The sequence below is a fragment of the Serratia sp. CY47444 genome, from assembly GCF_052168635.1.
GTDB lineage: Bacteria > Pseudomonadota > Gammaproteobacteria > Enterobacterales > Enterobacteriaceae > Serratia > Serratia bockelmannii.
On sequence record NZ_JBJNMH010000007.1, the window covers coordinates 50,126 to 71,488 of the forward strand.

Below are 21,363 nucleotides of genomic sequence, written 5' to 3' on the forward strand. Positions count from 1 at the left end.
CTCTGATGCGCATCAACCCAATGAGGTATTGTTAGGCTCTATGATAATAATTCATCTACCGCCAGCGACGGAGCACTATGCAGCAGACTACCGCCACAGACATGCCGGAGCCGCACCGGCAACAGCGTGAAATTACCCGCCTGTGCATTCAATGCGCGCTGCTGCTGTTGCAGCATGGCGCCGAGAGCACGGTGGTGGAACAGCTGTCGACCCGCCTGGGGTTGGCGCTGGGGATGGACAGCGTGGAAAGTTCAATCTCCGCCAATGCGGTGGTGTTGACCACCCTCAGCCACGGCGCCTGCCTGACCACCACCCGCAAGAATGTCGATCGCGGCATCAATATGCAGGTGGTGACCGAAGTGCAGCATATCGTGATCCTCGCCGAGCACCACCTGGCGGATGCGCACGACGTGGCGCGTCGTTTTGAAAGGATCCGGCCGCTACGCTACCCGCGCTGGCTGGTGGTGCTGATGGTGGGCCTGTCCTGTGGATGTTTCAGCATGCTCAACGGCGGCGGCGACGACGCCTTTTTGGTGACCTTTATCGCCAGCGGCGCGGCGATGCTGGTACGTCAAATCCTCACCGCCCGTCATATGAATCCACTGATCAATTTTTGCCTGACGGCGTTTGTCGCGACGTCGATCTCCGGACTGCTGCTGCGCCTGCCGGCGTTTAAAGACACCTCCAGCGTGGCGATGGCCGCCAGCGTGCTGTTGCTGGTACCGGGCTTCCCGCTGATCAACGCGGTGGCCGATATGTTCAAGGGGCACGTCAATACCGGGCTGGCGCGCTGGGCGATGGCCAGCCTGCTGACGCTGGCGACCTGCATCGGGGTGGTGATGGCGATGTCGCTGTGGGATCTGCGGGGGTGGTCATGAGTCTGCTGTGGGCATTGTTGCAGGAGATGCTGTTGGCGGCGGTGCCGGCGCTGGGCTTTGCCATGGTGTTCAACGTGCCGCTACGCGCGCTGCGCTATTGCGCGCTGCTCGGGGCAATCGGGCGCGGCTCGCGCATGTTGATGATGCACGCTGGCATGAATATCGAGTGGGCGTCGCTGCTGGCGGCGATCCTGATCGGTATCATCGGCATCTACTGGTCGCGCTGGCTGTTGGCGCATCCGAAGGTATTCACCGTGGCGGCGGTGATCCCGATGTTCCCCGGCATTTCCGCCTATACCGCGATGATAACTGTGGTAGAGATCTCACATCTGGGCTACAGCGAAGCCTTGATGGAGACCATGATCACCAACTTCCTCAAGGCCAGTTTCATCGTCGGCGCGTTGTCGATCGGCCTGTCGTTGCCGGGCCTGTGGCTGTACCGCAAACGCCCCGGCGTGTGAAATTTCCCGGCGGGCGATCGTTGGTTATTAGATATGCTGATAAGAGCTATCTTATATATTCATCTTGCTTGATTAGCCTATCGACGGCACTCAGGCCTTTACGTATAGTGTCACCAATTTTGCTGCCTACACAGGGTTAAACAATGATTATCAGCCTGATCGCTGCCTTGGCGGCGGATCGCGTTATTGGCATGGAAAACGCCATGCCGTGGCACCTGCCGGCGGACCTTGCGTGGTTTAAACGCAACACGTTGAATAAGCCGGTTATTATGGGCCGCAAGACCTTCGAGTCCATCGGCCGCCCGCTGCCGGGCCGCCACAATATCGTTTTGAGCAGCCGCCCAGGTAATGCCGCCGGGGTGACCTGGGTGACCTCGCTGGATGAGGCGCTGGCCGCCGCGGGTGAGGTGGAAGAAGTGATGGTGATCGGCGGTGGGCGCATCTATACCCAGCTGCTGCCGCGCGCCGATCGCCTGTACCTGACGCACATCGACGCCGAAGTCGGCGGCGATACTCACTTCCCGGATTACGAGCCGGACGAGTGGGAAACCACGTTCAGCGAATTCCACGACGCCGACGAGCTGAATTCGCACAGCTACTGCTTCGAAATCCTGCAGCGCCGCTGATTTCAGCGCGTTAGCCAGCTATCCCCGGGGGCGCAAGCAATTGCGCCCCCGGTCTTTTTGCGCCGGTCATTCGTAACCTTTCCGTCACATTACCTGATTAGTATGAAGCCCAACTCCGAGCGCCACGGCAACTCTGGTGAATCTTGACCGCGGCGCCATAACTAAAAAGGTAACCACGTTATGACCAAGCAAATTGAGCAATTAGACGCCGACCGCCTGATCGATCCCACTCGCCGCAAGCTGCTGCTCGGCAGCGCCGGCGCCGTCGGCCTGGCCGGTTTTCTCGGCGGCGGCATCTGGTCGGTCTCCGCCGAGGCGTTAGCCGAGGATCTGCCGCCGAACACGCTGCTGGGTTTCCGGGGCATCGCCGCGTCTACCGCCGATGAAGTGACGATAGCGCCAGGCTACCGCGCCGAGGTGCTGATCTCCTGGGGCGAGCCGCTGGTGGACGGCGCGCCGGCCTTCGATCCGCAGGGCAACAACAGCGCCGCCGATCAGGAAAAACAGTTTGGCGACAACAATGATGGCATGAGCTTCTTCCCTATCGATGACAATCACGGCGTGATGGCCATCAATAACGAATACGTTAACGAGCAGTACCTGTTCGCCCACGGCGGCGCCAAGGCCACCAGCCTGGAAGAGGTGCGCAAATCGCAGGCGGCGCACGGCGTCTCCATTGTCGCGGTCAAGCGGGTCGGCGACGGCCAGCGCTGGGCGGTGGAGCGCCCGTCGCGCTATAACCGCCGCATCACCGCCAACAGCGAGATGCAATTCAGCGGCCCGGCCGCCGGACATCCGCTGTTGCAGACCGCCGCCGATCCGAGCGGCCGCAAGGTGCTGGGCACCTTCGGCAATTGCGCCAACGGCAAGACGCCGTGGGGCACCTACCTGACCTGCGAGGAAAACTTCGACACCTATTTCGGCACCCGTCAGGCCGATTATCGAACCACGCCGGAACAGAAGCGCTACACGCTGAAGGTCAACGAACCGGAGCGCAACTGGCCGGACTATGACGAGCGCTTCGATGTGGCGAAGAATCCCAACGAATTCAACCGTCACGGCTGGATCGTGGAGATCGATCCGTTGAATCCGATCTCGACGCCCATCAAGCACACCGCGCTCGGCCGCTTCAAACATGAAAACGCGGCGGTGACCGTGGCCAAAGACGGCCGTCTGGTGGTGTATATGGGCGACGACGAGCGCGGTGAACATATCTATAAGTACGTTTCCAAAGGCGTGGTCGACGCCGCCAATCCGGCCAACAATCGCACGCTGCTGGATGAGGGAACGCTGTACGTGGCGCAGTTCGACGGCGACGAAGCCGGCACGCCGCTGAAGGGCAAAGGGCGCTGGATTGCGCTCGAGTTCGGCAAGAACGGCCTGACGCCGGAGAACGGCTTCCGCGACGAGGCCGAAGTGCTGATCTTCGCCCGCAAGGCGGCGCAGCAGGTCGGCGCCACCAAAATGGATCGCCCGGAGTGGATCGCGGTGAACCCGCATGACGGCCGTGCGTACTGCACGCTGACCAACAACAGCAAACGCGGTGAGGAAGGGATGCCGCTGAACGCCGCCAACCCGCGGCCGAACAATATCTATGGCCAGATCATTCGCTGGGACGAAGGCGGCGACGCCACCGCCGGCACCTTTGCCTGGGACATGTATGCACTGTGCGGCAACCCGATTGCCCACCCGGAAGGCGTCAACCGCGGCACGCCGAACATCACGGCGGAAAATACCTTCAACAGCCCGGACGGGCTGGGCTTCGATCGCGCCGGCCGCCTGTGGATCCTCACCGACGGCAAGTACAGCAACAAGGGGGATTACGTTGGGCAGGGCAACAACCAGATGCTGGTGGGCGATCCGGTCAGCGGCGAAATTCGCCGTTTCATGGTGGGGCCAAAGTCCTGCGAACTGACCGGCATCACCTTCACCCCGGACTACAAGACGATGTTCGTCAACGTACAGCATCCGGGAGAAGAGGGCGATTCGCACTTCCCGAACAACAGCCCGCGCCCGCGTTCATCGGTGTTGATGATCACGCGTGAAGATGGCGGAGTGATTGGAGCGTAAGGCGGCAATCAATACAGAACAAAGGCGGCCACCGGGCCGCCTTTATCGTTTCAGGATGCGGCTAATCTGCCGGCGTGGTCAGGCGCTTCGCCGCGATTGGCGGGTTGCGTGAAGTAACGGCGGTCTTCCCAGCGCAGCATCGTCAGATCGCCGCCCCAGCAGCAGCCGGTATCCAGCCCGATCACGCCCTCCGGCGTACCCTTGCCTTCCAGCGAGGCCCAGTGGCCGAAGATGATGGTGTATTCCGGATCCACCAGGCGCGGCAGCTCGAACCACGGTTTCAGCGGCGCCGGCGCGCTGCCCGGCGCATCTTTGCAGATCATGTCGAGCTGGCCGTTGGGGAAGCAGTAGCGCATGCGCGTCAGCGCATTGGTGCTGAAACGAAGGCGCGCCAGGCCGCTCAGCTCCGGCGCCCAGTTGTTCGGCATGTCGCCGTACATGGCGTCGAGGAACAGCGGATAGCTGTCGCTGCTCAATACCGCCTCCACTTCGCGTGCGCACATTTTCGCGGTGTCGATGTCCCACTGCGGGGTGATGCCGGCGTGGGCCATCACCAGCTTTTGCTCATCATCCACCTGCAGCACCGGTTGGCGGCGCAGCCAATTGATCAGCTCGTCGGCGTCCGGCGCTTCCAGCAGCGGCGTGATGCGATCTTTGGGTTTGTTGCGGCTAATGCCGGCGTAAACCGCCAGCAGGTGCAGATCGTGGTTGCCCAGCACCATGCGCACCGCCGGGCCGAGCGAGCGCACATAGCGCAGCACGTCCAGCGAGGCGGGGCCGCGCGCCACCAGATCGCCGGTCAGCCACAGTTGATCGCGCTCGGGATCGAAAGCAGCCTGAGCCAGCAGCGACTTCAGTTCATCGAAACAGCCGTGAACGTCGCCGATAAGGTATGTCGACATAGTTAATGGATCAGCGTTGGAATGGCTAAGCGGAACACGGGAATAGCGGTGCGGAACGGCTGACCCTGATGGTCCACCATTTCGTAATGGCCTTCCATGGTGCCCAGCGGCGTTTCCAGAATGGCGCCGCTGGTGTACTGAAACTCGCCACCGGGCGGAATGACGGGCTGTTCGCCGATCACGCCTTCGCCCTGGACTTCGGTCTGACGGCCGTTGCTGTTGGTGATCAGCCAGTAACGGCCCAACAGTTGCACGTCGGTCCGCCCCAGATTGCGGATGGTGATGGTATAGGCGAAGACGTAACGCTCTTCTTCAGGGATCGACTGTGATTCCACATAGATGCTCTGAACCTGAATACACACGCGGGGCGAATCAATCATGACAACAACTCCTTATTGCTGCGGCGCCGGATTGGCTGACAGCCAGTTCGCCAGCTTGCAGTACTGCGCCACAGAAATATTTTCTGCTCTGAGCGAAGGATCGACGCCCAGCTCCGTCAGCTGCTCCGGCGTGAACAGGTCGCCCAGGCTATTGCGGATGGTTTTCCGCCGCTGGTTGAATGCCTGCGTGGTGATGCGGCTCAGCATGCGCACGTCGCCCACCGGGTTCGGCAGCTCGGTGTGCGGCACCAGACGCACCACGGCGGAATCGACCTTCGGCGGCGGCGCGAACGCGGTCGGCGGCACTTCCAGCACCGGAATGACGTTGCAGTAGTACTGCGCCATCACGGTCAAACGCCCGTAGGCCTTGCTGTTCGGGCCGGCCACCAGACGGTTGACCACCTCTTTTTGCAACATAAAGTGCATGTCGCGGATTGCCTGAGTATAGCTGAAAAGGTGGAACATCAGCGGCGTCGAAATATTGTACGGCAGGTTACCAAATACGCGCAGCGGTTGGCCAGCTTCCTCGGCCAGTTCGGCGAAATTCACCGTCATGGCGTCCTGCTGGTGGATGGTCAGCTTGTCTTTCAGCCGCGGGTGGTTCTCCAGCCGGGTGGCCAGATCGCGGTCCAGTTCGATCACCGTCATGCGGTCCATGCGCGCGCCGACCGGCTCGGTCAAGGCGCCGAGGCCGGGGCCGATCTCGACCACCGCTTCGCCCGGCTGCGGGTGAATGGCGGAGACAATGCTATCGATGACAAACTGATCGGTTAAAAAGTTTTGTCCAAAGCGTTTGCGGGCAAAGTGCCCTTGGTGGACTCTGTTATTCATTACAATTAATTATCATTTTAATGGCGAGATTCAGGGCCGTTTGGAAACTGCCGACATCGGCGGTGCCGGTGCCGGCCAGTTCCAGAGCGGTACCGTGGTCGACCGAGGTGCGTATGAAAGGCAAACCGAGGGTGATATTCACCGCGCGGCCGAACCCTTGGTATTTTAGCACCGGCAGCCCCTGATCGTGATACATCGCCAGCACCGCATCGGCATCTTGCAGATATTTGGGCTGGAACAGGGTGTCCGCCGGCAGCGGGCCGACAAGATGGATGCCGTCAGCGCGCAGCGCGTCGAGCGCCGGGATGATGGTGTCTATCTCTTCGCGCCCCATATGGCCGCCTTCCCCGGCGTGGGGATTCAGACCGCAAACGTAAATGTGCGGCTGGGCGATGCCAAATTTGGTTTTCAGATCGTGGTCGAGGATGCGGATGACTTCGAACAGGCTCTGCTGCGTGATGGCGCCCGGCACCGCCAGCAGCGGCAGGTGGGTGGTCGCCAGCGCCACGCGCAGCTCTTCGGTCGCGAGCATCATCACCACGCGATCGCAGCGGCTGCGATCGGCAAAGAATTCGGTATGGCCGATAAACGGCACGCCGGCGTCGTTGATCACGCCCTTGTTCACCGGGCCGGTGATCAGCGCCGCGAACTCGCCGTTCAGGCAGCCGTCGCAGGCGCGCGCCAGGGTTTCCACCACGTAGGCGCTGTTGCCGACGTTCAACTCACCGGCGGTAACCGGGTGAGCGAGCGGGACCGGTAGCACGGTCAGCGTGCCGGCGCGTTGCGCTTCGGCCGGTTGCTGCGGCTGGTAGTCGCGCAGCGTCAGCGGCAGGCCCATACGCTTGGCGCGTTCAAGCAGCAGGGCCGGATCGGCGCACACCACCAGCTCAACAGGCCAATCCTGTTGCGCCAGCGCTGCCACCAAATCCGGCCCCACCCCGGCGGGTTCGCCGGGGGTAATGACGACGCGTTTATTGCTGTGCATCGCTGCCATCGAGGATCTTCACGTAAGCCTGGGCGCGCTGTTCCTGCATCCAGGTCTGCGCTTCTTCGGCGAACTTACGGTTGAACAGCATACGGTAAGCGCGATCTTTCTGCGCAGCGTCGGTCTTATCCACCTGGCGGGTATCCAGCAACTGGATCAGGTGCCAACCGAAGGAGGAGTGGACCGGCGCGCTGATTTCACCCTTGCTCAGCTTCAGCAACGCATCGCGGAAGGCCGGATCGTAGATGTCCGGGGAAGCCCAGCCCAGATCGCCGCCCTGCATCGCAGAACCCGGATCTTGCGACAGCTGTTTGGCTTCGTCGGCAAACTTGGCGCGGCCGCTCTTGATCGCTTCCGCCACGGATTGCAGTTTGGCGCGAGCCTGGTCGTCGGTCAGCACCACTGAAGGTTTCAGCAGGATGTGACGGGCGTGCACTTCGGTGACCGACACCGACTGGCTGGCGCCGCGAATGTCGTTCACTTTCAGGATGTGGAAGCCGACGCCGGAACGGATTGGGCCGACGACGTCGCCTTTCTTGGCGCTCACCAGACGTTCCGCGAACAGGGTCGGGATTTCTTGCAGTTTGCCCCAGCCCATGTTGCCACCTTTCAGCGCCTGAGAGTCGGCGGAGTAGGTGATCGCCAGCTTGCCGAAGTCGGCGCCGCTGTTGATCTCACCCACCAGACGTTTGGCCAGCTCTTCGGCTTTGTCGACCTGCTGCTGCGACGGGTTTTCCGGCAGCGGGATCAGGATGTGGCTGATGTTCATTTCGGTGTCGCTGCCGTTCTGTGCGCCCACCTGTTTGGCCAGTGCGTCCACTTCCTGTGGCAGGATGGTGACGCGGCGGCGCACTTCGTTGTTACGCACTTCGGAGATCAGCATCTCTTTGCGGATCTGCGCGCGGTAGGTGTTGTAGTTCAACCCTTCGTACGACAGGCGGCTGCGCAGCTGATCGACGCTCATCTTGTTTTGCGCGGCGATGTTGGCGATCGCTTTGTCCAGATCGGCATCGGACACGGTGATGCCCATTTTCTTGGCCATCTGCAGCTGGATGTTATCCATGATCAGGCGTTCGATGATCTGATGGCGCAGCGTCTTGTCGTCCGGCAGCTGTTGGCCGGCCTGCTGGGCGTTGAGCTTGACTGACTGCAACAGACCGTTGACGTCGCTTTCGAGTACCACGCCGTTATCCACGACGGCGGCGACTTTATCCACTTCTTGGGGTGCTGCGAACGCGGCATTGGCGCAAACCACCAATCCGAGAATAAGCGTTCTCCAGTTCTTCATACATTTCCCATTATGTAATCCGCAAATGCGGGTGAAAGTTCTCGTTTTCAAAGTGTTGCAAAGCGTCAGAATGCGCGCTGATACGGCAGAATGCCGGAGCGCAGCATTTCTGCGGAGCCGAGACTATGATCGCTGCTCAGGCCGCGCAGTTCGACGTTGAACGAAACTCTGTTGTCGTAAACGCTGGTATTGTTGCTGTTGTTCCAGTCGGTGATCTTGCGCTCATAGCCCAGCGTCACCGCCCAGCAGCAGGTGTTGTACTTCAGCCCCACCAACTGATCGGCGGATTGTTTGGCGCGGGTGTCGTAGTAGTACGCCCCGACCACCGCCCAACGATCGGCGATCGGCCAACTGCCGGTGATGCCCACCTGCGAGATGCCGTCCTGGAAGGCCGGAACCGTTTTGGTGTTCAACGCCGTCTGGATATATTCCGGCGTGGCGTAACGGTAGTTCAACTGCACCACGCGCTCGGCGTCCTGGCGGTATTCCACCACGCCGTTGCCCAGCGAGACGCTGTTCAGGCGGGTGTCGTACTGCAGGCCGCCGCGCAGGCCCCAACGATCGTCGATTTTCCAATAGGTATCGCCGGCCCAGGCTACGCTGCCGGTATCGTCGTTGTTGTCGTAACCGGTCATCTGGTCACCGGTACGCGAACGGCTGAAGTAGTAGATTTGACCCACGGAAGCGTTAAAACGTTCAACCAGGGCGTCATCATAAATGCGGGTGGTCAAACCGGTAGAGACGCGGTTCTGCGAAGCGATGCGATCCAAGCCGCTGTAGGTGCGATCGCGGAACAGGCCGGAGTAGTCGGTCTGCAGCAGCGTGGTGTCGTAGGTGTAGATGTTGCTCTGGTCGCGGTACGGCACATACAGGTACTGCACGCGCGGCTCCAGCGTCTGGGTAGCGCCCTCGGCCCAGATCATCGGCCTCTCGAACACCAGCTTGCCGTCGACTTTGAACTGCGGCAGTACGCGGTTGACCGAATCATCGAGCTCCGGCGCGGCAGCGTTTTTGCGGCTCTGGTAGTTGGCAGCGAAACCGTCAGGAATATCCTGCTGGTAGTGGGTCGCCATCACCTTGGCTTCGGTGTTCAGGCTGGCCCAGCCGTTGGTGAGCGGCAGACTCAGCGTCGGCTCCATATGCAGACGGGTGGCGTCAGGGCTATATGGGTTGACGCTGGTGAACTTGGCCGCCTGGCCGTAAATATGGAAGTCGAACGGGCCGATGTCGTTCTTGTAGTAGTTCAGGTCCAGCTGCGGCTGAACTTTATACGAGTCCGACTGTGAACGATCGGTGTCGTCGTAGATCTGGAACTGCTTGGAGCTCAGCGTGGCGTTCCAGTTTTCGTTGGCGTAGCCGAGGCTGAATTTCTGCGTGGCGTAGCCGTCGGTGGTGGAACCGTATTTGGAGTCCAGATCGGTGAAGTATTTGGAATCGCTGACCTTGGTGTAGTCGACGTTGAAGCGCCATACCTGATCCATGACGCCGTTATGGTTCCAGTAGAACAGCCAGCGTTTGTTGTCGTCATGATCTTTGCCGTATTCCTTGTCGTCCGGCAGCCAGTCGAACTCCATCAGGCCGAGGCCCGGCTGCACCAGATAACGGAACTCGGTCTGCCACTGCAGGCCGCGCTTGGACATATAGTGCGGCGTGATGGTGGCGTCGTAGTTCGGCGCGATGTTCCAATAGTACGGCAACATGAACTCGAAGCCATTGTTGCTGCCGTACTTGGCGTTCGGGATCAGGAAGCCGGAACGGCGCTTGTCGCCGACCGGCAATTGCAGGTACGGGCTGTAGAACACCGGCACGCCGCCGATGCGGAAGCGGGCGTTCCAGATTTCCGCCACCTGCTCTTCGCGATCGTGGATCACTTCGGAACCGACCACGCTCCAGCTGTCGTCGCCCGGCAGGCAGGAGGTAAAGGTGCCGTTTTCCAGGATGGTGTAACGGTTGGCGCCGCGCATTTTCATCTTGTCGGCGTCGCCGCGACCCTGACGGCCTACCATCTGGTAGTCGCCTTCATAGACGTCGGTATCTTTGGTATTCAGGTTCGACCAGGCCTTCGGGCCTTTCAGTTTGATCTGATTGTCGCTGTAGTGCACGTCGCCGGTAGCGGTGACGGTGCGCACCGGATCCGTCTGGCCGGGGTTTTCCGTCTGGTTCAGCTCAACTTCTTTGGCGGTCAGGGTGCTGTTACCCTGCTCGATATGCACGTTGCCGCTGAACAGGGCGCTTTTCGGGTAGTCGGCGCGCGAGTCATCGGCATTGATGGTCACCGGCTGGCTGTTCGGATCGCCGCTGACCAAAGGCTTGTCGTAAACGGGAACGCCAAGCATGCATTGCTCGGCCAGATCAGCCAGCGCATGCTGACTGTAGAGTGCCGTCCAAATCATCGTGGCCAGCAGTGTTGGGAAACTTTTTTTCATACGCGGTTTTGGTGTTCCGTCATCAGAGGCGTCGTGTCTGGCAAACGGTCAGAGACTATATTACTCATCTGCGTTGCGCTAGTGCTAAATCCAGCCGTTTACTTGCGTCGTCGTTAGGCGCAAAGATAAATGACAGGTATGATAATCCAAATTCTAGGAAAAATCGCCTGCGCCCTTTCCTGAAACGGAGGAGAGCGGGCGGCTTTCGGCATGATAATTGAGGAGTATATGCAGTATTGGGGAAAACTGCTCGGCGTCATCGTCGCCATCTGGTCTGGCGCGGGATTCTGGGGTGTAGTTCTGGGGCTGATTATCGGTCATATGATCGATACGGCGCGCAGCAACAAGCGCAGTCGGGGGTTTTTCACCGACCAGCAAACGCGGCAAACGCTGTTTTTCCGCACCACTTTTCAGGTGATGGGCCACCTGACCAAATCCAAAGGACGCGTCACCGAGGCGGATATTCAGATCGCCAGCCTGTTTATGGATCGCCTTCAGCTGCACGGCGAAGCGCGCACCGCGGCGCAGCAGGCGTTCCGCGAGGGCAAACAGAGCCAGTTCCCGCTGCGTGAGACGCTGCAGCAGTTCCGCAGTATCTGTTTCGGCCGCTTCGATCTGATTCGGATGTTTCTGGAAATTCAGATTCAGGCGGCGTTCGCCGACGGCTCGCTGCACCCGAACGAACGTCAGGTGCTGTATGTCATCGCCGAAGAGCTGGGCATTTCGCGCGCGCAGTTCGATCAGTTCCTCAGCATGATGGAGGGCGGGCGTCAGTTCGGCGGCGGTCAGCAGGGCGGGTATTCGCAGGGCGGCTATCAGCAGGCTCAGCGCGGCCCGACGCTCGACGATGCGTGCAAGGTGCTTGGCGTGCGCAGCAGCGACGATGCCGCCACCATCAAACGCGCCTACCGCAAGCTGATGAGCGAACACCATCCGGATAAGCTGGTGGCGAAAGGCTTGCCGCCGGAGATGATGGAAATGGCCAAGCAGAAAGCGCAGGAGATCCAGGCGGCGTACGACCTGATCAAACGCGAGAAAGGTTTTAAATAACGATACCCGTCATACTTCGAGCTGCAGGAGTGTTGGCTGCCCGCGCTTACCCCCGGTCACGTACTTTTTGTACGCTCCCGGGGCTGCGCTTAGTTGCTGCCTTCCTGCAACTCGAATTATTTAGGGTATCTCAGGGTGATGAGCTCAGAAATCCGGCTCGGCGCGAAAGTGCATCGGCGTCTGGAAGGCGGGGTGGGTGATGCGCAACTCCTGCGCGTGCAGCTGCAGCCGCGGCGCCATCGCTTTGGCTTCCGGCGGGGCGTAGAAACCGTCGCCGAGGATCGGGTGTCCCAGCGCCAGCATGTGCACCCGCAGCTGGTGCGAGCGGCCGGTGATCGGCGTCAGCTTCACGCGGGTGCTGCCGTCGGCGTCGCGCGACAGCACCCGATATTCCGTCTGCGCCGCTTTGCCGGTGTCAAAACACACTTTTTGCAGCGGCCGGTTCGGCCAGTCGCAGATCAGCGGCAAATCCACTAATCCTTCATCATGCGCCATATGTCCCCAAACGCGGGCGATATAGGATTTCTTCGGTTCGCGTTCGCGAAATTGACGCTTTAGCTCACGCTCGGCGGCCTTGTTGAGCGCCACCACGATCACCCCGCTGGTGGCCATATCCAGCCGGTGCACCGATTCGGCGGCCGGATGATCGGCCTGAATGCGGGTCATCAGGCTGTCTTTGTTTTCCGGGGCGCGGCCGGGTACCGACAGCAAGCCGCTGGGCTTGTTGACCACCATGATGTGTTCATCCTGATACAGGATGTGCAGCGGGTCCTGCGGGGGATTGTAGGGTTCCATCTTGGCTCCGCGAAAAGGGCCGAACGGGGAGACGGTGGCCTCCCCGCATCGCGCCGGTTATTGGTGGGTGACCACCACCAGACGAATGGCGTCGAGACGCCAGCCTGCTTCATTGAGGTTGGCCAGCACCTGACGGCGGTTGAACTCCAGCGTCTCGACTTCGTCGTCGCGGATGTTCGGGTTGACCGCCTTCAGCGCTTCCAGACGCGCCAGCTCTGCGCTCAGCTTGTCGTCCGCCTCTTGCTTCGCCTGTTCGATCAGCGTGCGCGCCTGCGCTTCCACCAGGCTTTCCGCCTGCTGTAGCATGGCGTGCACGTCTTGTTGCACGGCATTGACCAGCTTGCTGGAGGTGTGGCGGTTGACCGCGTTCAACTGGCGGTTGAAGCTTTCAAACTCGACCTGCGCCGCCAGGTTGGTGCCCTTGCGATCCATCAGCATGCGGATCGGCGTCGGTGGCAGGAAGCGGGTCAGCTGCAGGTGTTTCGGCGCCTGGGCCTCCACCACATAGACCAGTTCAACCAGCAGGGTGCCAACCGGCAGCGCTTTGTTTTTCAACAGGGACACCGCGCAGCTGCCGGTATCGCCGGACAGGATCAGATCCAGGCCATTGCGGATGATCGGGTGCTCCCAACTGACGAACTGCGCGTCTTCGCGCGACAGCGCCTGATCGCGGTCGAAGGTCACGGTGCAGCCGTCCTGCGGCAGGCCAGGGAAGTCCGGCACCAGCATATGATCGGACGGCGTCAGCACGATCAGGCTGTCGCTGCGGTCTTCCTGATTGATGCCGACGATGTCGAACAGGTTGAGCGCGAAGCCCACCAGGTTGACGTCGTTATCCTGCTCGGCGATGGCGGCGGCCAGCGCCTGGGCCTTGTCGCCGCCGTTGGAGTGCATCTCCAGCAGCCGGTCGCGGCCTTGTTCCAGCTGCGCTTTCAACTGATCGTGCTGCTGGCGGCAGGCGTGGATGAATTCGTCCAGGCCTTCCTGCTCGGTCGGCGCGGCCAGATAGCCGATCAACTGCTCGTAGCAGCTGTCGTAGATGGTGCGGCCGGTCGGGCAGGTGTGTTCGAAGGCGTCGAGCCCTTCGTGGAACCAGCGGCCCAGCACCGCCTGCGCGGTGTGCTCCAGGTAAGGCACCATGATTTGGATATCGTGCATCTGGCCGATACGGTCCAGACGGCCGATACGCTGTTCCAGCAGATCCGGGTTGAACGGCAGATCGAACATCACCAGCTGGCTGGCGAACTGGAAGTTGCGGCCTTCGGAGCCGATCTCGGAACACAGCAGCACCTGCGCGCCCTCCTCTTCGGAGGCGAAGTAGGCGGCGGCGCGGTCGCGCTCGATGATCGACAGCCCTTCGTGGAACACCGCGGCGCGGATCGCTTCACGCTCGCGCAGCACCTGCTCCAGCTGCAGCGCGGTGTCGGCTTTGGCGCAGATCACCAGCACTTTTTCGTTACGGTTGGCCAGCAGGTAGTCCAGCAACCACTCGACGCGCGGGTCGAAGTTCCACCAGGTGGCGTTTTCGCCTTCGAATTCCTGGTAGATCTGCTCCGGGTACAGCATGTCGCGCGCGCGCGCTTCGACGGACTTCTTGGCACCCATGATGCCGGAGACTTTGATCGCGGTCTGATACTGGGTTGGCAACGGCAGCTTGATCTGGTGCAGGTTGCGGTGCGGGAAGCCCTTCACGCCGTTACGGGTGTTGCGGAACAGCACGCGGCTGGTGCCGTGGCGATCCATCAGCATGGAAACCAGCTCCTGGCGCGCCTGCTCGGCGTTGTCGCCTTCGCTGTTGGCCGCTTTGAGCAGCGGTTCGATGTCCTGCTCGTCGATCAGCTCGCCCAGCAGGTTCAGCTTGTCGTCGGCCAGGCGTTCACCGCTCAGCAGCAGGGTGACGGCGTCGGCCACCGGACGGTATTTCTGCTGTTCGGCGACGAACTCGCCATAGTCATGGAAACGGTTCGGATCGAGCAGGCGCAGGCGCGCAAAGTGGCTCTGTTGGCCCAGCTGCTCCGGGGTGGCGGTCAGCAGCAGCACGCCGGGGATATGCTCGGCCAGCTGTTCGATCACCTGATATTCGCGGCTCGGCGCTTCTTCACTCCAGGCCAGGTGGTGCGCTTCATCGACCACCAACAGATCCCACTGGGCGTCCGCCAGCTCTTCCAGGCGCTGCTTGTTGCGGCGCACGAAGTCCAGCGAGCAGATCACCAGCTGTTCGGTCTCGAACGGGTTGCTGCTGTCGAGCTTGGCTTCGGCGTAGCGGCTGTCGTCGAACAGCGAGAAGTAGAGGTTGAAGCGGCGCATCATCTCCACCAGCCACTGGTGCTGCAGCGTTTCCGGCACCACGATCAGCACGCGCTCGGCGCGGCCCGCCAGCAGTTGCTGGTGGATGATCATGCCGGCTTCGATGGTTTTGCCGAGGCCGACTTCGTCCGCCAGCAGAACGCGCGGCGCATGGCGCTGGCCGACTTCATGAGCGATGTGCAGCTGGTGCGGGATCAGGCTGGCGCGCATGCCGCGCAGGCCGGCGAACGGCAGCCGATACTGCTCGCTCTGGTATTTGCGCGCGCGGAAACGCAGCGCGAAACGGTCCATGCGGTCGATCTGGCCGGCGAACAGACGATCCTGCGGTTTGCTGAAGGTCAGCTTGCTGTCCAGCAGGACTTCGCGCATCGCCACGCCGCTTTCCTGGGTGTCCTGGCGGGTGCCGATATAGGTCAACAGACCGTTTTCCTCTTTCACCTCTTCCACCTGCAGCTGCCATCCCTCGTGGCTGCTGACGGTATCGCCCGGGTTGAACATCACGCGGGTGATCGGCGAATCGTTTCTGGCATAGAGGCGGTTTTCACCGGTGGCGGGGAAAAGCAGGGTAATCATGCGCGCGTCCAGCGCCACGACGGTGCCCAGTCCTAATTCGCTTTCCGTGTCGCTGATCCAGCGTTGACCAAGAGTAAAAGGCATATATTGTCGGCTCGATTCTTTGTAAGTAAGTCTTGTTACCGGGCGGGAAGGGCCGCGGCACCTGTACTGAACGTCTGCTAATCCCGGTTTGTTTTAAATTTGACGGGCAATAGCCGTTCACGCCATGCAGACGTCGCGAGACGGCAGGGCTAAGCGTGGTTCAGTTTTGGGAAGGGCGCTATGGTAATGGAAGGCGGCGCGTTCGTCACCTGCAAAACCGGATGATTTTTCTTAACCTGGCGCAATCTCAAAACAGCCCCATCTGCCCGGTGACCAGCGTGGTGAAATCGTCGTGCAAGAAAGGGAGTATAGCGTCTGCCACCGGTTGCAGTTGGCGTTCGAGGTAATGCTGATAGTCGATGGGCGAATGACGGGTTTCCAGCGGTTCCGGCCCGGCGACGGTCATCACGTAGCTGATCCAGCCGCCGTTCTGATACTGCAGCGGCCGCCCCTGGCTGCGGTTGTAGTCATCGGCGATGCGCGCGGCGCGGGCGTGCGGCGGCACGTTGCGCTGATAGTCGTCGAGCTTTCTGCGCAGGCGCTTGCGGTACACCAGCTGATCGTCGAAGTCGCCGTTCAGGGTTTTGCCGACGTAGTCGCGCACATAGTCCTGGTAGGGTTGCCGTTTGAAGATGCGCTGATAGAGCTGCTGCTGGAACTGCTGCGCCAGCGGCGTCCAGTCGGTGCGCACCGTTTCCAGACCTTTGTACACCATCTCTTCCTCGCCGCCGGCGCGTGCGATCAGGCCGGCGTAGCGCTTCTTGCTGCCCTGTTCGGCGCCGCGAATGGTCGGCATCAGGAAGCGGGAATAGTGGGTTTCGAACTCCAGCTCCAGCGCGTTCTCCAGCCCGAACTGCTGCTGCAGATGCTGCTGCCACCAGGCGTTGACCCGCTGCACCAGCGCCCGGCCGATCTGCGCCGCCTGCTGCTCATCATGCGGCTGTTTCAGCCACACGAAGGTGGAGTCGGTATCGCCGTAAATCACCTGATAGCCTTCGGCTTCGATCAGCTCGCGGGTTTGGCGCATGATCTCGTGGCCGCGCAGGGTGATCGACGACGCCAGCCGCGGATCGAAGAAGCGGCAGCCGCTCGATCCCAGCACGCCGTACAGCGCGTTCATGATGATCTTCAACGCCTGCGACAGGGGCTTATTGTGTTGGCGCTTGGCGGCTTCGCGCCCCTGCCAGATCTGTTCGACGATCGCCGGCAGGCAGTGTTTGCTGCGCGAGAAGCGGGCGTTGCGAAAGCCGGGCACCGAATCGGCGTCGCTTGGGTGGCGCATGCCTTCCACCAACCCGACCGGATCGATCAGGAAGGTGCGGATGATCGACGGATACAGGCTTTTATAGTCCAGCACCAGCACCGAATCGTACAGACCGGGCTGGGAGTCCATCACGAATCCGCCGGGGCTGTGTTCCTCCGGCTGTTCGCCGAGGTTGGGGGCGACAAAGCCCAGTCGGTGCATGCGCGGCATATAGAGGTGGCTGAAGGCCGCGACCGATCCGCCGCTGCGATCGGCCGCCAGCCCGGTGACGGTGGCGCGTTCCAGCAGGAAGTTGAGCAGATCGGCCTTGGCGAAGATGCGCGTCACCAGCTCGCAGTCCTTCAGGTTGTAGCGGGCCAGCGCCGGCTTGTCTTCGGCGAAGCGTCGGTCGATCTCCGCCATGCGCTGATAAGGGTTGTCGATCGCCTTGCCTTCACCCAACAGCGCCTGCGAAACGTATTCCAGGCTGAAGGAGGGGAAGTTCCAGGTGGCGGATTTCAGCGCTTCGATGCCGTCGATGATCAGGCGGCCGGCGGCGGTGGCGAAAAAGTGGTTCTGTTTGAAGCCGTGCTCGCGCCACTCCAGCAGGTTGCCGCCGCGCCCCAGCCGCAGCGGGATCTGGTAGCGTTCGGCGTGCTTTTGCAGCACCCGCAGATCGAACTGCACCAGGTTCCAGCCGATGATGGCGTCAGGATCGTGGCGCTCCAGCCACGCGTTCAACCGTTCCAGCAGCTGGGGGCGGCTGGCGCAGTATTCCAGATCGAAATCCAGCGGCGCATCGCCGCCGTTGGCCGGCCCCAGCATGTAGACCTGGCGCTGGCCGCAGCCTTCCAGCGCTATGGAGTAAAGTTCGCCGTGGGCGGTGGTTTCGATATCCAGCGACACCAGTCTGAGCGTCGGGCGGTAGTCCGGCGCCGGCTTCATCTGGCCATTGAGCAACGGCCCATCGCCGTTGCCCTGGCCGTTGAACCATACCGGCGCGGTGATGAAGCGTTCCATCAGGTAGCGCTCGGGCGGGCGAACGTCGGCTTCATAGACCGCAACGCCGCCTTCCCGCAGCAGCTTTTCCAGCTTGATGAGTTGACGGTGCTGGCGGCAGTACAACCCCAGCATTGGGCGGTGGTGAAAATCCGTCAGTGCCAGCGGTTTCAGTTCGACTTGCCGTTCTTCACGCAGCAGCAGTTCCGCGCGCTGCCTTTGTTCGGCGGGGATAAACGCCACCGAGGTCTGCGGCGGCAGGCGCAGTTGACGCGGGCCTGCGTCGGTCGCCAGCCAAAATTCGACCTCGGTGCCGGCGGGCGTGTCGCGCCAGTGGCGAGTGAGCAGGAAACCCTGTTGCAGTGCTGTCATAACCCCTTCGTCTTCGGCCGGGCGGCGTGCGCGACATCCAGCGAGATGTCGGTTTTGGCGCTAATATAGATAAATTATAGTATGTGTTTTTATACAGTCATTGTCCATCGGCGTACGGCGCTGCCAAATACGCATACAATTCATCGATTGACTCGTCTGCGGTGGCACTGGAAAATCCTCCGCCCCGTTTGGCCGAATAATCTGCAGAGGTGTAATGGAAGCCTATTTACAAGATTTGATCACCCAGTCCCTGGCTTTCACCCTGATGGTCGTTCTGCTGGTCGCTTTTCTCGAGTCGTTGGCGCTGGTGGGGCTGCTGCTGCCCGGCACGGTGATGATGGCCAGCATCGGCGCGCTGATCGGCAGCGGCAAGGTGGATTTTTACTACGCCTGGGCGGCGGGCATCATCGGCTGCCTGCTCGGCGACTGGATCTCCTATTTCGTCGGCCGCGCTTTTAAGGGGCCCTTGCACCGCTGGTCGTTCCTGAAAAAGAACAAAGCATTGCTCGACAAAACCGAACATGCCTTGCACCAGCACAGCATGGCGACCATTCTGATCGGCCGCTTCGTTGGCCCGACGCGCCCGCTGGTGCCGATGGTGGCCGGCATGCTCGATTTGCCGCCGTACAAGTTCGCGTTGCCGAACATCATTGGTTGCCTGACCTGGCCGCCGGTCTATTTCTTCCCCGGCATCCTGGCGGGCGTGGCGATCGACATTCCCGCCGGCGCCAACAGCGCGATGTTCAAGTGGTTGCTGCTCGCGGCGGCGCTGCTGGTCTGGCTGGCGGTGTGGCTGAGCTGGCGCTGGTGGCGTGAGGGCAAGCGCAACGCCGATCGGCTGAGCCGTTGGCTGACGCCGCTGCGGCTGCGCGTGGTGTGCGGATTGAGTTGGCTGGCGGCGTTGGCGGTCGGCTATCTGCTGAGCCAACAGCCGCTGATGCCGGTGTACCGGCACCTGCTGTGGAAAGTGCTGGCCGGGCAATGATTGCGGGGGCGTAAGCCCCCTTCGTATCACTGGAAGAAGGCTTCCAGCTGTTCAAATACCCGCACGTCTTCGCTGTGGCGCTTCACCTGCAGCACGTCTTCCAGCTTTTCCACCTGGCTTATCATTTGCTCCAGCCGCTGATCGTCGGCGACCAATAGCCAAATGCGGCTCTGCTGGCCGTCCTTCAGCGGCAGACACAGAATGCCTTCGACGTTGAACGCGCGGCGGGCGAACAACCCACAAACGTGCGACATGACGCCGGGATGGTTGCGCACGGCCAGCTCCAGGATCACCTGGGATTTATCTTGTGGTTGCAGCATGGCTTATTCTCCAATCATGTCGATGTTGGCGGCGCCCGGCGGCACCATCGGGAATACTTTTTCGTTGATATCGATCAGCGCGTGGATCAGGCAAGGGCCTGGGCGCTGGATCGCCTCCGCCAGCGCCGCCTGCGGATCTTCCGCGGCGTTCAGATCGCAGGTATCCAGCCCGAATCCGGCGGCGATTTTCAGGAAGTCGGTACGCTTCGGATAGGCGGCGGCGAAGATGCGCTGTTGGTAGAACAGGGTCTGCTGCTGGTGCACCAGCCCCAATGCCTGGTTGTTCATCAAAATGATTTTCACGTCCAGATCGTGCTCGACCGCGGTGGCCATTTCCTGAATGTTCATCATCAGGCTGCCGTCGCCGGAGAAGCACAGTACTTTGCGCTCGGGCTCTGCCAACGCCGCGCCGATCGCCGCCGGCAGACCGAAGCCCATGGTGCCCAGGCCGCCCGACGTCAGCCACTGGCGCGGCCGGCTCAGCGGATAGGCCTGCGCTACCCACATCTGATGCTGGCCCACGTCGGTGGTGATGATGGCGCTGTCGTCCACGCAGCGCGCGGCGGCCAGCACCAGGCCGTAATGGCTCAGCGGATCGTCGGCGTTCGGCATGTTGAACGGGAATTCGCGTTTCAGGTCGTTGACGGTGTTCAGCCATGCGCTGCGTGGCTGCGTGTCGATCTGCGGCAGCAGCTGTTCCAGCACCTGGCCGACGTCGGCATGGATTGCCACGTTGGCCTGTTTGACCTTGCCCAGCTCGGCGCGGTCGATGTCCACGTGAATGATGGCGGCGTTAGGGCAGAACTGCTCGGTTTTGCCGATTGCCCGATCGTCGAAGCGTGCGCCCAGCACGATCAGCAGATCGGCCTCCTGCAGAATGAAGTTGGTGCTGCGCGCCGCGTGCATGCCCAACATGCCCAGCGACAGCGGGTGTTCCACCGGCATCGCGCCCAGCGCCATCAGCGTCATGGTGGTAGGCAGACCGGCGCGCTCGGCCAGTTCCACCGCCTGGCGGTGAGCGTCGGCGCAGATGATGCCGCCGCCCAGGTAGAGGATCGGGCGTTTCGCCTGGTTGATCATCGTGGCGGCCTGAGAAACCAGCGCCGGATCGAAGCTCGGAGCGGCGTCCGGCACGGCGATCGGCGGCAGTTCTTCCAGGGTAATGGTGGCGGTTTGCACGTCTTTCGGCACATCGATCCAGACCGGGCCGGGGCGGCCGGACTCGGCGATGCGGAACGCGTCGCCAATCACCTGCGGCAGCTCGCGGATATCGCGCACCAGATGGTTGTGCTTGGTGATCGGGATGGAAATGCCGTAGGTATCGACTTCCTGGAAGGCGTCAGTGCCGATCATCGAGGAGGGCACCTGACCGGTGATGCACACCAGCGGAATGGAGTCGAGCTTGGCGTCGGCGATAGCGGTGACCAGGTTGGTGGCGCCCGGCCCGCTGGAGGCGATGCACACCGCCGCCTTGCCGTTGGCGCGCGCCATGCCTTGCGCCATAAAGCCCGCGCCCTGTTCGTGGCGCGCCAGCACGTGGTGAATGCGGGTGCTTTGGCTCAGCGCGTCATACAGCGGCAGCGCCGCACCGCCGGGGATGCCGGCGACGGTGGTGATGCCCTGACGCTCCAGCAAATGAACGATCAATTGTGCGCCGGTGAAGCGGGTACTCGGTTGAGGCGTGCCCGAAGTTGCCATGTTCCTGTCCTTTCTCAAGGCCGGTGAGCTTTGCTGGGCAGGGTGCTAAAACAAGAAACCCCGCCCGGTTTGCGCCGGCGGGGTTTGGGA

General features: G+C 61.6%; 17 protein-coding genes. 6 read left to right on the forward strand and 11 right to left on the reverse strand.

Features of this window, described 5'->3' with window-relative positions; translation table 11 throughout:
• Positions 1 to 77 precede the first annotated feature (77 nt).
• The 4 genes from ACJ8IL_RS11610 to ACJ8IL_RS11625 all read left to right on the forward strand — a co-directional run bounded on the left by ACJ8IL_RS11610 (position 78) and on the right by ACJ8IL_RS11625 (position 4,035).
• Positions 78 to 878: a threonine/serine ThrE exporter family protein gene (locus tag ACJ8IL_RS11610; protein ID WP_060434209.1), complete on the forward strand. Its 801-nt coding sequence runs from the start codon at positions 78 to 80 to the stop codon at positions 876 to 878.
• A complete protein-coding gene (locus ACJ8IL_RS11615) occupies positions 875 to 1,339 on the forward strand; it encodes a threonine/serine exporter (RefSeq protein ID WP_442516550.1) in 465 nt (154 codons plus the stop codon). The genes ACJ8IL_RS11610 and ACJ8IL_RS11615 overlap by 4 nt, the downstream gene beginning before the upstream one ends.
• Before the next feature lie 143 nt (positions 1,340 to 1,482).
• Complete coding sequence (folA, locus tag ACJ8IL_RS11620; RefSeq protein WP_025301539.1) at positions 1,483 to 1,965, forward strand: type 3 dihydrofolate reductase; 483 nt, start codon at positions 1,483 to 1,485, stop codon at positions 1,963 to 1,965.
• A 180-nt stretch (positions 1,966 to 2,145) separates the two neighbouring features.
• The gene (locus ACJ8IL_RS11625) at positions 2,146 to 4,035 is read left to right on the forward strand and encodes a PhoX family protein (RefSeq protein WP_442516551.1); all 1,890 of its coding nucleotides are present in this window, start codon (positions 2,146 to 2,148) and stop codon (positions 4,033 to 4,035) included.
• 50 nt (positions 4,036 to 4,085) lie between these two features.
• Here the strand turns inward: ACJ8IL_RS11625 and apaH are convergent, their stop codons facing one another.
• The 6 genes from apaH to lptD all read right to left on the reverse strand — a co-directional run bounded on the left by apaH (position 4,086) and on the right by lptD (position 10,847).
• Entirely contained in the window at positions 4,086 to 4,937 is an 852-nt protein-coding gene (apaH, locus tag ACJ8IL_RS11630; protein WP_043135986.1) for a bis(5'-nucleosyl)-tetraphosphatase (symmetrical) ApaH, read from the reverse strand.
• A 2-nt stretch (positions 4,938 to 4,939) separates the two neighbouring features.
• Positions 4,940 to 5,317, reverse strand: coding sequence for a Co2+/Mg2+ efflux protein ApaG (gene apaG, locus ACJ8IL_RS11635; protein WP_016929119.1), 378 nt, complete (start codon positions 5,315 to 5,317; stop codon positions 4,940 to 4,942).
• Positions 5,318 to 5,329: 12 nt separating this feature from the next.
• The gene (rsmA, locus tag ACJ8IL_RS11640) at positions 5,330 to 6,148 is read right to left on the reverse strand and encodes a 16S rRNA (adenine(1518)-N(6)/adenine(1519)-N(6))-dimethyltransferase RsmA (protein WP_025301542.1); all 819 of its coding nucleotides are present in this window, start codon (positions 6,146 to 6,148) and stop codon (positions 5,330 to 5,332) included.
• A complete protein-coding gene (gene pdxA / locus ACJ8IL_RS11645) occupies positions 6,141 to 7,142 on the reverse strand; it encodes a 4-hydroxythreonine-4-phosphate dehydrogenase PdxA (protein ID WP_380826549.1) in 1,002 nt (333 codons plus the stop codon). Before pdxA ends, rsmA begins: the two co-directional genes overlap by 8 nt.
• A complete protein-coding gene (gene surA, locus ACJ8IL_RS11650) occupies positions 7,120 to 8,421 on the reverse strand; it encodes a peptidylprolyl isomerase SurA (protein ID WP_025301544.1) in 1,302 nt (433 codons plus the stop codon). The genes pdxA and surA overlap by 23 nt, the downstream gene beginning before the upstream one ends.
• Positions 8,422 to 8,486: 65 nt before the next feature.
• Complete coding sequence (gene lptD / locus ACJ8IL_RS11655; RefSeq protein WP_025301545.1) at positions 8,487 to 10,847, reverse strand: LPS assembly protein LptD; 2,361 nt, start codon at positions 10,845 to 10,847, stop codon at positions 8,487 to 8,489.
• 228 nt (positions 10,848 to 11,075) lie between these two features.
• On the opposite strand from lptD, the gene djlA reads away from it, so the two are divergent.
• Positions 11,076 to 11,897 carry a co-chaperone DjlA gene (djlA, locus tag ACJ8IL_RS11660; protein ID WP_025301546.1) on the forward strand — a complete coding sequence of 274 codons (822 nt, stop codon included), beginning with the start codon at positions 11,076 to 11,078 and terminating at the stop codon, positions 11,895 to 11,897.
• A gap of 144 nt (positions 11,898 to 12,041) precedes the next feature.
• On the opposite strand, the gene rluA is transcribed toward djlA, so the two are convergent.
• The 3 genes from rluA to ACJ8IL_RS11675 all read right to left on the reverse strand — a co-directional run bounded on the left by rluA (position 12,042) and on the right by ACJ8IL_RS11675 (position 18,270).
• Positions 12,042 to 12,692 carry a bifunctional tRNA pseudouridine(32) synthase/23S rRNA pseudouridine(746) synthase RluA gene (gene rluA, locus ACJ8IL_RS11665; RefSeq protein ID WP_043135978.1) on the reverse strand — a complete coding sequence of 217 codons (651 nt, stop codon included), beginning with the start codon at positions 12,690 to 12,692 and terminating at the stop codon, positions 12,042 to 12,044.
• 57 nt (positions 12,693 to 12,749) lie between these two features.
• The gene (gene rapA / locus ACJ8IL_RS11670) at positions 12,750 to 15,656 is read right to left on the reverse strand and encodes an RNA polymerase-associated protein RapA (RefSeq protein WP_442516552.1); all 2,907 of its coding nucleotides are present in this window, start codon (positions 15,654 to 15,656) and stop codon (positions 12,750 to 12,752) included.
• Positions 15,657 to 15,903: 247 nt separating this feature from the next.
• A complete protein-coding gene (locus tag ACJ8IL_RS11675; protein ID WP_442516553.1) occupies positions 15,904 to 18,270 on the reverse strand; it encodes a DNA polymerase II in 2,367 nt (788 codons plus the stop codon).
• 214 nt (positions 18,271 to 18,484) lie between these two features.
• Here ACJ8IL_RS11675 and ACJ8IL_RS11680 point away from each other — a divergent pair, with 214 nt between their 5' ends.
• Entirely contained in the window at positions 18,485 to 19,255 is a 771-nt protein-coding gene (locus ACJ8IL_RS11680) for a DedA family protein (protein WP_025301550.1), read from the forward strand.
• Between the two features lie 26 nt (positions 19,256 to 19,281).
• Here the strand turns inward: ACJ8IL_RS11680 and ilvN are convergent, their stop codons facing one another.
• Both ilvN and ilvB read right to left on the reverse strand, forming a co-directional pair.
• Entirely contained in the window at positions 19,282 to 19,575 is a 294-nt protein-coding gene (gene ilvN, locus ACJ8IL_RS11685) for an acetolactate synthase small subunit (RefSeq protein WP_073529733.1), read from the reverse strand.
• Between the two features lie 3 nt (positions 19,576 to 19,578).
• A complete protein-coding gene (gene ilvB / locus ACJ8IL_RS11690; protein WP_033651682.1) occupies positions 19,579 to 21,273 on the reverse strand; it encodes an acetolactate synthase large subunit in 1,695 nt (564 codons plus the stop codon).
• Positions 21,274 to 21,363: the final 90 nt, after the last annotated feature.

What these genes read in the sequence shown, in the direction of transcription:
- ACJ8IL_RS11610 (WP_060434209.1), top strand. Translation starts at nt 78, where the DNA reads ATGCAGCAGACTACCGCCACAGACATGCCGGAGCCGCACCGGCAACAG.
- ACJ8IL_RS11615 (WP_442516550.1), top strand. Translation starts at nt 875, where the DNA reads ATGAGTCTGCTGTGGGCATTGTTGCAGGAGATGCTGTTGGCGGCGGTG.
- folA (WP_025301539.1), top strand. Translation starts at nt 1,483, where the DNA reads ATGATTATCAGCCTGATCGCTGCCTTGGCGGCGGATCGCGTTATTGGC.
- ACJ8IL_RS11625 (WP_442516551.1), top strand. Translation starts at nt 2,146, where the DNA reads ATGACCAAGCAAATTGAGCAATTAGACGCCGACCGCCTGATCGATCCC.
- apaH (WP_043135986.1), bottom strand. Translation starts at nt 4,937, where the DNA reads ATGTCGACATACCTTATCGGCGACGTTCACGGCTGTTTCGATGAACTG.
- apaG (WP_016929119.1), bottom strand. Translation starts at nt 5,317, where the DNA reads ATGATTGATTCGCCCCGCGTGTGTATTCAGGTTCAGAGCATCTATGTG.
- rsmA (WP_025301542.1), bottom strand. Translation starts at nt 6,148, where the DNA reads ATGAATAACAGAGTCCACCAAGGGCACTTTGCCCGCAAACGCTTTGGA.
- pdxA (WP_380826549.1), bottom strand. Translation starts at nt 7,142, where the DNA reads ATGGCAGCGATGCACAGCAATAAACGCGTCGTCATTACCCCCGGCGAA.
- surA (WP_025301544.1), bottom strand. Translation starts at nt 8,421, where the DNA reads ATGAAGAACTGGAGAACGCTTATTCTCGGATTGGTGGTTTGCGCCAAT.
- lptD (WP_025301545.1), bottom strand. Translation starts at nt 10,847, where the DNA reads ATGAAAAAAAGTTTCCCAACACTGCTGGCCACGATGATTTGGACGGCA.
- djlA (WP_025301546.1), top strand. Translation starts at nt 11,076, where the DNA reads ATGCAGTATTGGGGAAAACTGCTCGGCGTCATCGTCGCCATCTGGTCT.
- rluA (WP_043135978.1), bottom strand. Translation starts at nt 12,692, where the DNA reads ATGGAACCCTACAATCCCCCGCAGGACCCGCTGCACATCCTGTATCAG.
- rapA (WP_442516552.1), bottom strand. Translation starts at nt 15,656, where the DNA reads ATGCCTTTTACTCTTGGTCAACGCTGGATCAGCGACACGGAAAGCGAA.
- ACJ8IL_RS11675 (WP_442516553.1), bottom strand. Translation starts at nt 18,270, where the DNA reads ATGACAGCACTGCAACAGGGTTTCCTGCTCACTCGCCACTGGCGCGAC.
- ACJ8IL_RS11680 (WP_025301550.1), top strand. Translation starts at nt 18,485, where the DNA reads ATGGAAGCCTATTTACAAGATTTGATCACCCAGTCCCTGGCTTTCACC.
- ilvN (WP_073529733.1), bottom strand. Translation starts at nt 19,575, where the DNA reads ATGCTGCAACCACAAGATAAATCCCAGGTGATCCTGGAGCTGGCCGTG.
- ilvB (WP_033651682.1), bottom strand. Translation starts at nt 21,273, where the DNA reads ATGGCAACTTCGGGCACGCCTCAACCGAGTACCCGCTTCACCGGCGCA.